14 protein-coding genes and 1 tRNA gene are annotated in these 15,013 nt (G+C 33.1%); 11 read left to right on the top strand and 4 right to left on the bottom strand.

The window, feature by feature from the left end; translation table 11 throughout:
• The first annotated feature begins 14 nt into the window (after positions 1–14).
• The 4 genes from gldF to dnaN all read left to right on the top strand — a co-directional run bounded on the left by gldF (position 15) and on the right by dnaN (position 4,168).
• Positions 15–731 (top strand): gliding motility-associated ABC transporter permease subunit GldF, encoded by a 717-nt coding sequence (gldF, locus tag AAFN75_RS12985; protein ID WP_411806720.1) that lies wholly within the window; start codon positions 15–17, stop codon positions 729–731.
• Entirely contained in the window at positions 732–1,217 is a 486-nt protein-coding gene (locus AAFN75_RS12980; RefSeq protein ID WP_411806719.1) for a hypothetical protein, read from the top strand.
• Entirely contained in the window at positions 1,210–2,877 is a 1,668-nt protein-coding gene (gene gldG, locus AAFN75_RS12975; protein ID WP_411806718.1) for a gliding motility-associated ABC transporter substrate-binding protein GldG, read from the top strand. Before AAFN75_RS12980 ends, gldG begins: the two co-directional genes overlap by 8 nt.
• A 172-nt stretch (positions 2,878–3,049) precedes the next feature.
• Positions 3,050–4,168 carry a DNA polymerase III subunit beta gene (dnaN, locus tag AAFN75_RS12970; RefSeq protein ID WP_144117058.1) on the top strand — a complete coding sequence of 373 codons (1,119 nt, stop codon included), beginning with the start codon at positions 3,050–3,052 and terminating at the stop codon, positions 4,166–4,168.
• Positions 4,169–4,467: 299 nt separating this feature from the next.
• Here the strand turns inward: dnaN and AAFN75_RS12965 are convergent, their stop codons facing one another.
• Positions 4,468–4,806: a DUF4870 domain-containing protein gene (locus AAFN75_RS12965; protein WP_411806717.1), complete on the bottom strand. Its 339-nt coding sequence runs from the start codon at positions 4,804–4,806 to the stop codon at positions 4,468–4,470.
• 99 nt (positions 4,807–4,905) lie between these two features.
• Entirely contained in the window at positions 4,906–5,748 is an 843-nt protein-coding gene (locus tag AAFN75_RS12960) for a universal stress protein (RefSeq protein WP_411806716.1), read from the bottom strand.
• Between the two features lie 167 nt (positions 5,749–5,915).
• On the opposite strand from AAFN75_RS12960, the gene AAFN75_RS12955 reads away from it, so the two are divergent.
• The 4 genes from AAFN75_RS12955 to AAFN75_RS12940 all read left to right on the top strand — a co-directional run bounded on the left by AAFN75_RS12955 (position 5,916) and on the right by AAFN75_RS12940 (position 9,303).
• On the top strand, positions 5,916–6,671 hold the full coding sequence (locus AAFN75_RS12955; RefSeq protein WP_411806715.1) for a DUF3108 domain-containing protein: 756 nt from the start codon (positions 5,916–5,918) through the stop codon (positions 6,669–6,671).
• Between the two features lie 10 nt (positions 6,672–6,681).
• A complete protein-coding gene (locus tag AAFN75_RS12950) occupies positions 6,682–7,044 on the top strand; it encodes a DUF3810 domain-containing protein (protein WP_144117052.1) in 363 nt (120 codons plus the stop codon).
• Between the two features lie 129 nt (positions 7,045–7,173).
• Positions 7,174–8,226 carry a M28 family peptidase gene (locus AAFN75_RS12945; protein ID WP_411806714.1) on the top strand — a complete coding sequence of 351 codons (1,053 nt, stop codon included), beginning with the start codon at positions 7,174–7,176 and terminating at the stop codon, positions 8,224–8,226.
• Positions 8,227–8,289: 63 nt separating this feature from the next.
• Positions 8,290–9,303: a M28 family metallopeptidase gene (locus tag AAFN75_RS12940; RefSeq protein ID WP_411806713.1), complete on the top strand. Its 1,014-nt coding sequence runs from the start codon at positions 8,290–8,292 to the stop codon at positions 9,301–9,303.
• A gap of 58 nt (positions 9,304–9,361) precedes the next feature.
• Here AAFN75_RS12940 and AAFN75_RS12935 read toward each other — a convergent pair.
• Together AAFN75_RS12935 and bshB1 are read right to left on the bottom strand one after the other, a co-directional pair.
• Positions 9,362–9,437: transfer RNA gene (locus tag AAFN75_RS12935), tRNA-His, on the bottom strand.
• A 186-nt stretch (positions 9,438–9,623) separates the two neighbouring features.
• The gene (gene bshB1, locus AAFN75_RS12930; protein ID WP_411806712.1) at positions 9,624–10,340 is read right to left on the bottom strand and encodes a bacillithiol biosynthesis deacetylase BshB1; all 717 of its coding nucleotides are present in this window, start codon (positions 10,338–10,340) and stop codon (positions 9,624–9,626) included.
• A 371-nt stretch (positions 10,341–10,711) separates the two neighbouring features.
• Between bshB1 and AAFN75_RS12925 the strand changes: the two genes are divergently transcribed.
• The 3 genes from AAFN75_RS12925 (at position 10,712) to AAFN75_RS12915 (ending at position 14,973) form a co-directional block, all read left to right on the top strand.
• Positions 10,712–12,541, top strand: coding sequence for an SLC13 family permease (locus AAFN75_RS12925; protein ID WP_411806711.1), 1,830 nt, complete (start codon positions 10,712–10,714; stop codon positions 12,539–12,541).
• 35 nt (positions 12,542–12,576) lie between these two features.
• Complete coding sequence (pckA, locus tag AAFN75_RS12920) at positions 12,577–14,202, top strand: phosphoenolpyruvate carboxykinase (ATP) (RefSeq protein WP_144117047.1); 1,626 nt, start codon at positions 12,577–12,579, stop codon at positions 14,200–14,202.
• Between the two features lie 96 nt (positions 14,203–14,298).
• Positions 14,299–14,973, top strand: coding sequence for a DUF2490 domain-containing protein (locus AAFN75_RS12915; RefSeq protein ID WP_411806710.1), 675 nt, complete (start codon positions 14,299–14,301; stop codon positions 14,971–14,973).
• Positions 14,974–15,013 lie beyond the last annotated feature (40 nt).

Raw genomic sequence — 15,013 nt, 5'->3', positions numbered from 1 at the left:
AACAGAAAAAACAAATGCTAGCTATACTTAAAAAAGAAATAAACTCGTTTTTTGCATCGCCAATAGGGTATTTAGTTATAGCCCTTTTTCTTGTTTTAAATGGATTATTCCTTTGGCTATTTAAAGGAGAATTTAATGTTTTAGACTATGGCTTTGCCGATTTATCATCCTTCTTTTTATTGGCTCCTTGGATATTAATTTTCTTAATTCCTGCAGTAACCATGCGCAGTTTTTCCGATGAAAAAAAACAAGGTACTTTAGAGCTTTTACTCACTAAACCTATTTCGCATTTTAATATCGTTTTAGGTAAATATTTTGGAGCGCTGGTGTTAATTTTAATAGCGCTTTTACCCACATTACTCTATGTTTACACGGTGTATCAATTAGGAAACCCTGTTGGTAATTTAGATTTAGGAAGCACCTTAGGCTCCTACTTTGGCTTACTATTTTTAGTGACAGCTTATACAGCTATTGGCGTTTTTGCATCTACCTTATCAGACAATCAAATTGTGGCTTTTATAACTGCTGTATTTATCTGTTTTATATTTTATATTGGTTTTGAAGGCTTTGCCGAATTTACTTCTAGTAATTTTATAGAACAATTAGGCATGAGCTCGCATTACAAAAGTATGAGCCGTGGTGTTTTAGATACCCGAGATATTGTTTACTTTTTAAGTATTACGTTTTTATTTTTAGCCATTACAAAACTTAATATTAACAAAGCAAAGTAAATGATAGTAACGCCTCTTTTTGTAATTTTTATGGTGCTTGTGTTTATTGCTGTTTGGCTATTTGTAAACACCATAGATAAGCGTAAATGGCTCACATTTATAGTTAGTTTAGTGTTAGCTCCCGTTGTTTACTTTTACTTGTTTTACCCAATGTTGAACATTTTTAGTAGCTACCACCATGAGAAACATTTTAATGCCGAGGCTTGGGAAGACCAACCAGAATTACGTTATGAAATGGCTACTCAAATTATAAATGATAGTCTTTTAATAGGAAAACAAAAAAGTGAAATTACTGCGCTTTTAGGAAAACCAGAATGGTTAGGTTGGGATACCACATTAAAGGCAAATTCTGAAAATAAATGGAACTATAATTTAGGGTTTAAACCCGGAGCTTTTAACAACCAACAAGAATGTTTAGAGCTTAATTTTGTAAATAATATTGTAGAATCTATACGTCCGTATCAATTAGAAAAAAAGTTTGAATAATAATTTAAAACACATATTAATACTTTGTATTGCTTTAATTGCTGTAAACGTTATAAGCAATATGTTTTATAAGCGTTTCGATTTAACTACCGATAAACACTATACGCTTAGTACATCGGCCATAGATATTATTAAAGATGTTAACTCACCAATAGTAATTGATGTATTTTTAGAAGGCGAAGATTTTCCTTCGGAATTTAGACGTCTTCAAAACGAAACCAAACAACTATTAGAAGAGTTTACTGCTACCAATAAAAACATCGTGTTTAACTTTATAAACCCTTTAGAAGATGAAAGCACACGAGAGCGCAACATGCAACAACTAACACAACGTGGCTTGACACCTATGCAACTTAGTGTTCAAGAAAGCGGAAAATCATCGCAGGCTGTTATTTTTCCATGGGCATTAGCAAGTTATAATGGGCAAACGGTAACCATTCCGTTGGTTAAAAATAAAATTGGAGCTACTCAGCAAGAATTAGTTACTAACTCGGTACAGCATTTAGAATACGCCTTTGCCGATGGCTTTAGCAAACTTACTAAACCTAAACGTCGTAAAATTGCCATTTTAAAAGGCAACCAGCAATTAGAAGATAAATACATTGCCGATTTTGTAAAAAAACTTGGCGAGTATTATTACATAGCACCTTTTACTTTAGATAGTGTAGCATCGAACCCGCAAAACACGTTAAAAGCTATTAATGCGTTCGATTTAATAATATCTGCAAAACCTACCGAAGCCTTTACCGAAGCGGAAAAACTTGTGTTAGACCAATACACCATGAATGGCGGAAAAAGTTTATGGCTAGTTGATGCTGTAGCCATGGAAAAAGATAGCCTTTACAACGCAAAAGGTACTAATTATGCTATTTCTAGAGACTTAAATTTAACCGATTTCTTTTTTAAATATGGCGTTCGTATTAACCCGTATATGGTTAGCACGTTATACTCTGCGCCTATTACATTGGCTATGGGCGAAGGCAGCCAATCGCAATTTCAGCATCTTAAATGGCCTTATTCGCCATTGGCAGGATCGAGCAGTAAGCATCCCATTATAAATAATTTAAATTTAGTCCGTTTTGATTTTGCCAACCAAATAGACACCTTAAAAAACAGCATTAAAAAGACCATACTTTTAGAAACCGCACCATTAACCAAGCTAGAAGGCACACCAAGAGAAGTAAGTTTAGAGTTGGTAACTAAAGAGCAAGACCCCAAGGCATTTAACAAAGGGAACCAAACCCTTGCTGTGTTGTTGGAAGGGGAATTTAATTCGGTTTACAGCAACCGCGTAAAGCCTTTTAAGCTTACCCAAGACAAGACAATTAGCCAACCTACAAAAATGATAGTTATTGCCGATGGCGATGTTATTAAAAATGAAATGGCTCAAAATAAACCGCTAGAATTAGGTTTCGATAGATGGACCGGACAAACCTATGGCAACAAAGAATTTTTACTAAATGCGGTTAATTATTTATTGGACGATAACGGACTTATAAACATTCGTACCAAAGAAATCGCCATTGCCTTTTTAAATCAACAAAAAATAGCGGCCCAAAAAACCAAGTGGCAACTTATAAACATCTTGCTACCATTACTTTTACTAGCGGTGTTTGGTTTTGTCTTTAACTACCTAAGAAAGAAAAGATACGCTTCTTAAATGTTAATAAGTTTGTTTCCAAATATAGACTGTTTGGAATATATTTGTAAGTAGTATAATTACAATAAAAACTAAGCTTTTAAATGAAGCATTTATAAGGGTTTTAGCGTTTTAGTTTCAACCTTTCAAATAAATGCCACATGCGATCTTTTAAAAAAATATATTCCAACACATGAAATTTATAGTATCAAGTACCTATTTATTAAAACAATTACAAGTTTTAGGTGGCGTTATTAATAGCTCGAATACCTTACCTATTTTAGATAATTTTTTATTTGAATTAGATAGTAACCAATTAACTGTTTCGGCAAGCGATTTAGAAACCACTATGGCTTCTACTTTAGAGGTTGAAAGCGACAGTAAAGGCAGTGTGGCTATTCCTGCGCGTTTATTATTAGATACTTTAAAAACGTTTCCAGAGCAACCCTTAACTTTTGTTGTAGAAGATAATAACACAGTTGAAATTAGCTCTAACCACGGTAAATATGCTTTAGCTTATGCCGATGGAAACGAATTTCCAAAAGCCGTAGCGTTAGAAGATCCAAGTAAAACCGTTATAACTGGGGATGTTTTGGCAACCGCCATTAGCAAAACTATTTTTGCTGCTGGAAATGACGATTTACGCCCAGTAATGAGTGGTGTATTTTTTCAGTTTTCAACCGAGGGTTTAACATTTGTTGCTACCGATGCGCATAAATTAGTAAAATACACACGTGGCGATATTAAAGCCAACCAAGTAGCAGAATTTATAATGCCTAAAAAACCTTTAAATCTTTTAAAAGGAATTTTAGCAGCTAGCGAGGATGATGTAACTATAGAGTACAACGAGAGTAATGCAAAATTCACTTTTGAAAACTCCGAGTTAATTTGTCGTTTAATTGACGGAAAATACCCGAATTACGAAGCGGTAATCCCAAAAGAAAATCCAAATAAGTTAGTAATAGACAGAAACCAGTTTTTAAACTCTGTGCGTCGTGTTAGTATATTCTCTAACAAAACCACACACCAAATACGTTTAAAAATTGCTGGAGCAGAATTAAATATATCTGCCGAAGATATTGACTACAGCAACAAAGCTGAAGAGCGTTTAACATGCGATTACCAAGGCGACGATATGCAAATAGGTTTTAACTCGCGTTTTTTAACCGAGATGTTAAACAACCTAAATGCAGATAATGTACAACTAGAAATGAGTATGCCAAATCGCGCAGGTATTTTAACACCTGTTGATGGATTGGATGAAGGTGAACACATAACCATGCTAGTTATGCCAGTTATGCTAAATAGCTAAATGCTTACAAACGCAGGAATCTCATAATACAAAGCAGCAATCTTAATTAGGTTGCTGCTTTTTTTTCGGCCTAAACCACAACAAACCATTACCCACTCCCAAACCCCAAACCCTAGCAAGCACACCCGCGTTAAGGATTGCAGTGAAAAGCCCACAGCTTTTGCGCCAGAGCGCAGAAGCGAGGACTTGTAGCGGAAAGCCTGCCCCTTGTGGTAACGCCAAAATAATTATTAAACTAAAAAACGCCCACTAAAAAGTGAGCGTTTTACTTATCTCGTTCAAAATACTAACTAATAAAATTAAGAGATAAAAGTAAATGTTAATGGATAGTATGTTGCTTCGCCTCTACTTGCTCTTAAAGCGTTTACTATTGGGAAAATTATAGATACAATGCCTAAAACTGCAAAGCCTAACAGACCTAAACCGAATAATAAAATTAGCGGTACGCAGATTATGCACCAAACTATTAAACTTAATTGAAAGTTTAGAATGTTTTTGCCATGTGTATCCATTTGATACACTTTGCCTTTTTGTGTAAGCCACAGCACTAATGGTAATAGTAAACTACCAAAACCGGTTACTAAGGTTATTAATTGACTTAAATGTGTAATGACTAAAAGTTGATTGTCTTGCTTCATGATGATTAATTATTGATTGATACTTATATGACGAAGAAAACCAAAAATTGTTACAGCATGAAGGCATAAAACGGAAAAACAGCCTATTTATAGAGCTACTTAATCCTTATGTTGCAGTACTAAAAGGGGAATATCTATTTTAAAGGCGAGCCACTCTACGGTATGTGTGGTAAATAAACGTTGTAAAAAGGAGTGTTTTTTATTAATTATAGCAAGAATATCTATATTATCTTCTTTTACATAAGCACTTACATCGTTAAACAGATTACTACTTGTTGTATTTATGTAATCGTGTTTTAAATCGTTGAAATTACGGGTAAAAAAATCTAAGTTATCTTGAGCGCTATACAATAAATTATTTTCGTCGGAAAGATGAAGTACTCCCAACGCAGCATTATGATTGTTTACAAATTGCGTTAAAATATCTAACTCTCCAGTTTTAAACTTTTTTGAATTTGTGGTTATAAATGCCAAACGATCTATTGAGCTATAGGTGTAACCATCTGGAATAGCTAACACAGGAACCGAACAACGTTGCATAACGCGTACCGTATTACTGCCAAAAAGCACTTTTTCTAGTCCTGAAGCCCCTTTGGTTCCCATAACAATTAAATCGATACTATGCTTCTCGCTTACCTGGTTTATAGAGTCTATAAAATTATCGTAATCGACAATAGAATGAAATTGATGATTTTTGTTATTATTTGAATTTTTAATGGTTGTTAAAATATTAGATATTGATTTTTTAGCAGCATCTATCAAAGTTTTATAAATAGTTGTAGATGAATTTACTGCCATCATATTATCGGAAATAAAAGAGGATGCCTTCTGAATGTTTAAAATATAAAATTGACAGTCTTCATTTTCGAATAACTTTAAAGCGTAATTAATGGCATTTATAGAGTTTTTAGAGAAATCTGTGGGTAATAAAATATTTTTCATGACGCATACATTTAAATTTAAAATTACCACAATTAGCCCTTAAAAACTATGACAAAAATCAGTAAACGGAAACCATTAAAAAATAATAAATTAGCATAATAATTATTAGCATTGTATTTTCGGCACAATAAATGATTAATAGGTCGTTATAACCAAAACTATATTTTATGATTCGTATATCTTTATTGTTATTATTTTTTGTTTCGATAACAATTAATGCACAGAATAGCGCTATTGGCACCAATGAAAAACTAGCCTACACAGCATCTTACAACATGTCTGGAGTTTTAACGGATTTGGCCGAAGTTACTATGGAAACCAGCACCGTTAAAACATCGAAAGCTACACTTTTACGTTTAAAATGTAGAGCTTTTACTTATAGTAAATGGGATAGCTTTTTTAAAATTAGAGATTTATACGAAACTTATGTAAGCCCAAAAACCTTAACACCATACTTACATAACCGCGAAATTAATGAAGGTAGCTATTTTAAAAACATGAAATACACCTTTAGCCATAAAACCAATACCGTTAAAACTGTACAAACCAAGAAAAACAATTGGGTACAGAAAAAGACTGTAACAATTGGTGCTGATACTAAAGATATTATCTCGACTTTGTATAGTATAAGAACATTCGATTTAACAAACCTAAGTCCAGGAACAAGTAAAATATTTACTATACTATTTGATCGTGAAGAGGTAAAAGCTAAAGTAACTTATTTAGGAAAAGAAACCATATCAACAAAATTAGGTAAAAAGGCTTGTTATAAGTTATCTATGGGTTCTGCTAGTAATAATAAAGTAAACGGAACTATATGGCTATCTGCCGATGAAAACAAGATTCCTGTTTATGTGCAATTTAAAATTCCTGTTGGCACAGGCGAGTTAAAACTTAAATCTGCTTCTGGCTTAAAAAACTAAACATATAAAAATGAAAAAAGCATTTACAATTTTAGCATTAATAGCGTCGATATTCGCAGTTATTTTTTCTGTTTTACCTATTTCTAACCTAGCTATATTTCCTGCAATAGCAGCTTTAATATTTGGAATAATTGCCTTTTACTTATCTAAAAAAGAAGGTCAAGTAAAAAAAATAATTAAATTTACATTTCTATTAACTATTGTTGCTTTGGCACTTACAACGTACAAAGCCGTTTTTACAACTACTGAAATTGCGGACACCGAAGCCATTGAAGCTAAGGAAGTTAAACTTGAAGAAGAATCTTTAGAAGAATTAGAGGATTTGGATATTGAAATAGATGAATCTGAATTAGAAGACATTTCGTTTGAGTAGTAAGTAATTTCATCCCAAAATATATATATTTGCGTTAGTTTTTATGAAACTAACAAGCTATTAATTCCCCGCCCCTAACGAAATAATTTGATTGTGTAGTTACATGTTATTAATAATGACTTATTATACATGAAATTTATTGGAATACTCTCTTTATTTACATTGGTTGGCACGTGCTCTACGCCCAAATACATTGTGAAATTACAAAACCTTAAGGACGCTATTGTTTTATCAGACAGCACTATAGTAATGCAATACGCCAATAGCATTACTCAAAACGAGCTTAAAACGCATTTATATAAATTTACTTCCGATGATTTTGAGGGCAGAAAAGTTGGCGAACCCGGACAAAAACTAGCAGCCAATTATTTAAAATCATACTACATAGACGAGCAAATAAAATCGCCTTTAAGAAGCACTAATTACTACCAAACCATCCCAGAAAGCTTCTTTTCAAACCAATATAAAAGTTCTGAAAACGTGTTTGCCTATATTGAAAGCATAGAAAACCCTGAAGATATTATTATTATTTCTGCTCATTTAGACCATTTAGGTGTTAATGAAAATGGTAAAATAAATTCTGGTGCCGATGATGATGGCTCTGGAACTGTGGCTCTCCTAGAAATGGCGCAAGCCTTTAACTTGGCAAAGTTAGATGGTTACGGACCTAAACGCAGTATTTTATTTCTGCACTTAACAGCAGAAGAAATAGGAAAAAGAGGCTCTGAATATTATACCAACCACCCAGTTTTCCCTCTTGAAAATACAATAGCCAACTTAAATATAGATATGATTGGTCGTGTGGACGACTTACATAAAAACAAAAAAGACTATATATACTTAATAGGTGACGATAGGTTGAGTCAGGAACTTCATTTTATTTCTGAGGAAACAAATAACACCTTTTTTAATATAGACTTAGATTATAGGTATAATGCATTAAACGATACCAATAATTACTACTCCAGATCTGATCATTATAATTTTGCATTACACGACATACCTGTTATTTTTTATTTTAATGGCGAACATGCCGACTACCATAAAGAAACAGATACACCAGATAAAATTAATTATCAGTTACTAGAAAAACGAACCAAACTTATATTTGCTACCGCATGGCAAATCGCTAATCAAGACCACAGACTTGCTATTGATGCCGAAAATGAATTGTTAAAATAGACTGAAAACCTGCATGTCTATAAATACAATTTTGTAATATCGTAATATAAAAAATGATTTAACATGAAAACATTAGCCCTTTTAATTTGTGCTAGCCTACAAATAGCCTCTTGTAGCTCATCGCAAAATAAAAACAAAACAGAAAAAGAAACTACGCCTGAAACCTACGCGAACACAATAACTGCTAGCGAGCTTAAAACGATGCTTTACACCTATGCTTCTGATGATTTTGAAGGTAGAAAAACAGGAGAACCGGGACAGAAAAAAGCCATTGAGTTTATAAAAAGTAATTACCAATCCAATAACATTCCTTCCCCAATTGCAGAGGACGATTATTTTCAAGAAATTCCGGGAAGTTATTTTGGCAATAAAGTTAAAGATTCTGAAAATGTAATTGCTTATATAAAAGGAAGTGAAAAACCAGATGAAGTTATTATTATTTCGGCACATTTAGATCATATTGGTATATCTGGAAATGGCGATATTAATAATGGCGCAGATGATGATGGATCTGGAACCGTAGCCATTTTAGAAATTGCTGAAGCTTTTAAAGCCGCCGAAAAAGAAGGTAATGGTCCAAAACGTACCATTGTATTTTTACATGTTACAGGCGAAGAAATTGGACTTTACGGATCGCGCTATTACTCTGATGAAGACCCTATTTTCCCTTTAAAAAACACAGTAGCCAATTTAAATATAGACATGATAGGTCGTGTGGACCCAAAGCATGAAGCTAGTGGAGAAAACTACTTATACCTTATTGGTGCTGATAAATTAAGTAAAGAGTTGCATACTATATCTGAAGACGTTAATAAGAAATATTTCAATTTAGAATTCGATTATACATATAATGATGATAACGATCCTAATCGATTCTATTACCGATCGGACCATTACAACTTTGCTAAAAACAACATTCCTGTAATTTTTTACTTTAATGGTACACACGCCGATTACCACAAACCATCGGACACGCCAGATAAAATAAACTATGAATTTTTAGAAACCCGTGCTAAACTTATTTTCCATACGGCTTGGGAGCTAGCTAATAGAGAAGAACGCATTAAGCTTGACTAATAGTTAAATTAATTCCACAAAAAAAGCCTTTCAATTTCTTGAAAGGCTTTTACTTTTTGGGTGGAAGACCGGATTCGAACCGGCGACCCTTGGTACCACAAACCAATGCTCTAACCAACTGAGCTACAACCACCATGTGTTTTTTATCAAACTTTAAAAAAGTTTTTCAAAAAGGATTGCCCTAACTATCGAGTTAAAACCCTCCTTGCAAGTACATTTCTGTAATGCGTGTGCAAATGTAATTGATTTCATTCTTTATAACAAAGACTTTTTTTAAAATTTTTAGTTAAAAATGAAAATAATTTGCTCTAGAATTCTAACTACTTTAAATCGAACAAACTATCAACGGCTGCATAACGCTCTACCGTAAATCCTTCGGCATGCTCTACTCCTATTAATCGCCCTAAATCTCTAGACCTATAAATTATGCTATCTGTAAAGTTCTTACTCGATATAGGTGTTTGTGGTTCTTTACTATTCGCATCAAAAAACTGAGTTTTATATGCCAGTACAGCATCCATTTTTTTATCTATATACCCTGTAACATCAACAGATACATCAGGTTCTATATGTTTCCATTGTATATAATGATATACTTGCTTTGGTCGCCATGGTTTTTGTATTACGCCATCATCTTTAGTTTCAATTTTAATTAAACCACTTAAAAAACAAGCATCACTTACTAATTTACTGCCTTTACCATGGTCTATATGCCTATCATCAACAGCATTACATAATATAAGTTCTGGTCTATATTTTCTAATCATTTTAATAATAGCCAATTGGTGTTGTTTATCATTAACAAAAAAACCATCAGCAAATTCTAAGTTAGCACGCATGCTAACGCCTAATATTTTTGCAGCATTAAAAGCTTCTTCATCTCTAGTTTCTGCAGTACCTCGTGTACCTAACTCTCCTCTAGTTAAATCTATAATGCCTACTTTTTTACCTTTACTAACTTCTTTTGCTAGTGTTGCACCACAACCCAGTTCTACATCATCAGGATGTGCTCCAAATGCTAAAACATCTAATTTCATGTGTATATATTTATTGTTTTTTAATTGTTACCTAATAGTATCTATATGATCATCTTCTAAATATCGAACTATTAATAAGGATATTTAATGTATCTATTTAATTTTTTAATCCCATTTACGGATTCTATAAATCATTTAATTCATCTAAAACATAGAATATCGCAAAACTCTGTATAACGAAAACGTATTCGTTAACATTTTCTTTAATCATTTGATTATAAATATACCAAATACTTAAAAATAACGCCTTTACCTAAAGCATGACATTCGTCATAATTCTTACAGGATAATCACAGTAATTTTACTCTATAATTATTACGAACCCTATAGCAGTCAAAGCTAATAAAGAATTACAAGATATGATCTATTTAATGCTAACCATTTTAATTATTACTATTGGTCTCTTTGTTTGGGGAAAGTTTACACCAGATATTGTTGCATTAATTTCTATGTTAAGTTTATTCTTAACAGGAATATTAGATACTAAAGAAACCTTAAGTGGTTTTAGTAATCCTACTGTTATCATGATTGCTGCCTTGTTTATAATAGGAGAAGGTATTGCACAAACAGGCTGGACGGCTCTAGCGGGTAAAAAGTTTGTAGAATGGGCAGGAAAAAGTGTACCAAAGCTATTAGTAATCATTACACTTGGCGCAGGTGTTTTATCTGGTTTTGTTAGTAATACGGGTACAGTTGCTACCTTAATGCCACTTACCATTTCATCTGCTTGGAGCATCGGTACTTTACCTTCTAAAATGCTAATGCCTGTAGCCTTTGGATCTAATACAGGCGGTTTACTAACTTTAACAGGAACACCTCCAAATATTATAGCTAGTAATGCTTTAGTTGAAGCTGGTTTTGATGGGTTTTCATTTTTTGAATTCGCTCTTATAGGTTTACCATTACTTATTGTAGCCTTATTCTATTTTAGATATATAGGCTTTAAACTATTACCGGAAAACAAAACCAATAATAAACCTGTAAATATCGAGTCTACACTTCATAATTGGATTGAAGCTTATAAAGTACATAATGGATACTACAGATTACGTGTAAGATCAATATCACCTTTACTAAACACTAAAATAGATACTTGGGATCTTGAAAAAAACTTTAACATTTCTATTATTAGAATAAAAAGAAGACACCCTAGTGTATTAAAAAAAGTACCACAGTTTATAGAATTTCCAGATACTAATACAGAATTTCTATATCATGATATTATAACTGTAAAAGGAGAAACGGAAGATATAAACCGATTAATGATTACGTTTAGATTAGGACTTTTACCTCTTGAGCCGATTACAGACGAGCTTAAAAATAACTTAATTAATCAGGAGGTTGGTATGACCGAAGTTATTGTAAACCCGAACTCTATGTTAGTGGGTCGAAAATATAACTTAAGCTCTTATTTTAATCGTTTTAATCTGCAATTACTAGCTATTTCTAGAAATAGACAACCCATTTTAGACAAAGAGATTACGGTAAAATCTGGCGATGCGTTTTTAATTAGAGGTACTTGGGAACATATTGAAGACTTAAAAAAACAACATGAAAACTTAGTCATTATTGGAAGTCCAGAAGGCATGGCTAAAAACGTAGAAAACCTTAACTACAAATCATTTATTGCCTTAGGTGCTTTAATTCTCATGATAATATTCATGGTTTTTAAAATCGTACCAGGATCTATAGCAGCACTGCTATCTGCTGGTATAGTATTGCTAACAGGTTGTGTACCTATTTCTAAAGCCTATAAAGGCATTAGTTGGACTAGTGTAGTTATGATTGCAGCTATGATACCTATGGGTATTGCGCTTCAAAAAACAGGAACAGCTCAATTAATAGCAAGCGGACTTGTAGAGTATTTAGGCGCTATACACCCTATACTTTTATTAGGCGGTGTGTTTTTACTAACTACAACGTTTAGTCAGGTTATAAACAACTCTGCAACGGCAGTATTAATGGCACCAATAGCCATACTAGCAGCAAGCTCATTAAACCTATCACCAGAACCCTTTATGATTGTTGTAGCTATAAGCGCATCAACAGCCTTTTTAACGCCTATAGGAACAACCACTAATGCTATGGTAATGACGGCAGGCGGATACAAATTCATGAACTATTTAAAAGTGGGAGCACCATTGCTATTCATTTTTTTCATAATCACTTTAATACTAGTGCCAATTATATGGCCATTTTAAATAATAATTAATAGGAACCTTTAAAATCAATAAAAATGGAAACAACAGTAACAAAAAATCCAAGCTTAGAGCAATATGGACTAAAAGATGTGACGGTTAACTGGAATTTATCACCAGAGGAATTACAAAAAATCACAGTTGATAAAGGTATGGGGAAAGAAACAGCTAATGGCACCCTAGCAGTAAATACTGGAAAATTTACAGGACGTTCACCTCAAGATCGTTTTATTGTAAAGGATGATTATACAGCAGATAAAGTATGGTGGGGTAAAACAAACAAACCTGTTTCTACTGAAAACTTTAATAAATTAAAAGACGAAGTCACTAAATACCTTTCTGGAAAAGAAATTTATGCTAGAGATGGTTATGTATGTGCAGACCCAGAATACAGAACTAATATTAGAACTGTAACCGAATTACCGTGGTCTAACATGTTTGTATACAATATGTTTTTGAGGCCTAGCGAAAAAGAGCTGGAGAATTTTAAAGAGGATTGGCTAATTCTTTGTGCTCCTGGATATGTATGTCCAAACCCAAAAGATTTTGGTATTCGTCAAGGTAATTTTTCAATACTAAACTTTACCCAAAAAATAGCATTAATTGGAGGATCTGCTTATACAGGAGAAATGAAAAAAGGTATTTTCTCTGCATTAAATTTAATTTTACCAACAGAACGTAATGTATTACCAATGCACTGTTCTGCTAATGTAGGTAAGTTTGGAGATACTGCAATTTTCTTCGGATTATCAGGAACAGGAAAAACAACTTTATCGGCTGATCCAGAGCGTAAGTTAATTGGAGATGACGAACACGGTTGGACAGCAGACAATAATATTTTTAATTTTGAAGGTGGTTGCTACGCCAAAGTAATAGACTTATCTGAAGAAAAAGAACCAGATATATTTAGAGCGGTTAAACCTGGAGCTATTCTTGAAAACGTGGTTTTTAAAGACAATGGAGAACCAGATTATCTTGATAGTAGCATTACTCAAAATACACGTGTAAGCTACCCTATTCATCATATTGATAATATTCAAGAAACGCTTTATGCTAACAACCCAAAGAATATTTTCTTTTTAACTTGTGATGCTTTTGGTGTTTTACCTCCTGTATCTAAATTAACTCCGGGACAAGCTGCTTATCATTTTATCTCTGGATATACTGCTAAAGTAGCTGGAACAGAAGCTGGAATTACCGAGCCTGTACCATCATTCTCTGCATGTTTTGGCGAACCTTTTATGCCATTACACCCAACAGTTTACGGCGAAATGCTTAGTAAAAAAATGACTGAAGCTGGAGTAAACGTTTGGCTAATTAATACAGGATGGAGCGCAGGACCTTACGGTGTTGGATCTCGTATAAAATTAAAATATACCAGAGCAATGATTACTGCTATTCTTAATGGTGAATTAGACAATGTAGATTACGAACAAAACTTTATTTTCGGTTTATACATGCCTAAATATTGTCCTGGTGTACCTTCTGAAATTTTAGACCCTATGAACACTTGGTTGCAAAAGGGAGCCTATGTTGGGAAAGCTATTCATTTAGCACACTCATTCCACTTAAACTTTGAGAAATTTGCTCAACATGCATCTGATCAAATTATTGAAGGTGGACCGCTAATTGATGAACACCATCACTTAAACGAACACTTTTAATAGGTTCTTATTTAGTTGTAAAAGGAGCTCTTTCATTTTGAGCTCCTTTTATTTTTTATCCTATTTCAAATTCTAGTTGTTATAAAAGCATATATTATGAAGTATTTACTAATTGTGATACTATTAAGTATTTCTGTTTGTAATGGTTACTCACAATCTAACCAAGAGGAAAAAACAGGTTCATGGTTTACTTATGCAGGCACACATCGTGTATCCGATAAATTAAGTGTAAGTACACTCTCGCAAGTTTGGATGTTCGAATTAGCAGAAAATTTTAATTTCATTCTACTTTATGGTGGTATAAATTATAAGGTATCTCCAAACCTAACCACATCGTTAGCGTATGGATATGGAGATATTGATGGTGGTTTTTATACCGATAAACCACATACTTACGAGAATAGAATATTTGAACAGGTAACTTTTAAGCATAAAGTGTCAACCCTTCCTTTCGATCATCGATTTAGAGTAGAACAGCGCTTTTTTCATAAATATGATTTTAAAAGTACATCTCACCGATTTCGATACAGATTAGGAACTAAATTAACTTTAAATAAAAGTTTATTCATAAGGTTGAATAATGAGTTTTTAGTCACCCTTGAAAGTGATATTCTTACAGAAAACAGGCTATACACCGCATTAGGAATTAACATCTCAAAATCTTGCAATGTCCAACTAGGCTATTTAAACAGAAAAATAAACGGTTTAAACCTGCATAGATTGCAAGCTGGACTCTATATTAAAACAGACCATAGAAAGAAAAAACAATAAGCTAAATCGGATTAAAACGTAGTATGCAGTAAGATTACTT

This window comes from Algibacter sp. AS12 (assembly GCF_046736315.1).
Lineage (GTDB): Bacteria > Bacteroidota > Bacteroidia > Flavobacteriales > Flavobacteriaceae > Algibacter_B > Algibacter_B amylolyticus.
This window is presented reverse-complemented; position numbering and strand designations above follow the sequence as displayed.

What these genes read in the sequence shown, in the direction of transcription:
- gldF (WP_411806720.1), top strand. Translation starts at nt 15, where the DNA reads ATGCTAGCTATACTTAAAAAAGAAATAAACTCGTTTTTTGCATCGCCA.
- AAFN75_RS12980 (WP_411806719.1), top strand. Translation starts at nt 732, where the DNA reads ATGATAGTAACGCCTCTTTTTGTAATTTTTATGGTGCTTGTGTTTATT.
- dnaN (WP_144117058.1), top strand. Translation starts at nt 3,050, where the DNA reads ATGAAATTTATAGTATCAAGTACCTATTTATTAAAACAATTACAAGTT.
- AAFN75_RS12965 (WP_411806717.1), bottom strand. Translation starts at nt 4,806, where the DNA reads ATGAAGCAAGACAATCAACTTTTAGTCATTACACATTTAAGTCAATTA.
- AAFN75_RS12960 (WP_411806716.1), bottom strand. Translation starts at nt 5,748, where the DNA reads ATGAAAAATATTTTATTACCCACAGATTTCTCTAAAAACTCTATAAAT.
- AAFN75_RS12955 (WP_411806715.1), top strand. Translation starts at nt 5,916, where the DNA reads ATGATTCGTATATCTTTATTGTTATTATTTTTTGTTTCGATAACAATT.
- AAFN75_RS12950 (WP_144117052.1), top strand. Translation starts at nt 6,682, where the DNA reads ATGAAAAAAGCATTTACAATTTTAGCATTAATAGCGTCGATATTCGCA.
- AAFN75_RS12945 (WP_411806714.1), top strand. Translation starts at nt 7,174, where the DNA reads ATGAAATTTATTGGAATACTCTCTTTATTTACATTGGTTGGCACGTGC.
- AAFN75_RS12940 (WP_411806713.1), top strand. Translation starts at nt 8,290, where the DNA reads ATGAAAACATTAGCCCTTTTAATTTGTGCTAGCCTACAAATAGCCTCT.
- bshB1 (WP_411806712.1), bottom strand. Translation starts at nt 10,340, where the DNA reads ATGAAATTAGATGTTTTAGCATTTGGAGCACATCCTGATGATGTAGAA.
- AAFN75_RS12925 (WP_411806711.1), top strand. Translation starts at nt 10,712, where the DNA reads ATGCTAACCATTTTAATTATTACTATTGGTCTCTTTGTTTGGGGAAAG.
- pckA (WP_144117047.1), top strand. Translation starts at nt 12,577, where the DNA reads ATGGAAACAACAGTAACAAAAAATCCAAGCTTAGAGCAATATGGACTA.
- AAFN75_RS12915 (WP_411806710.1), top strand. Translation starts at nt 14,299, where the DNA reads ATGAAGTATTTACTAATTGTGATACTATTAAGTATTTCTGTTTGTAAT.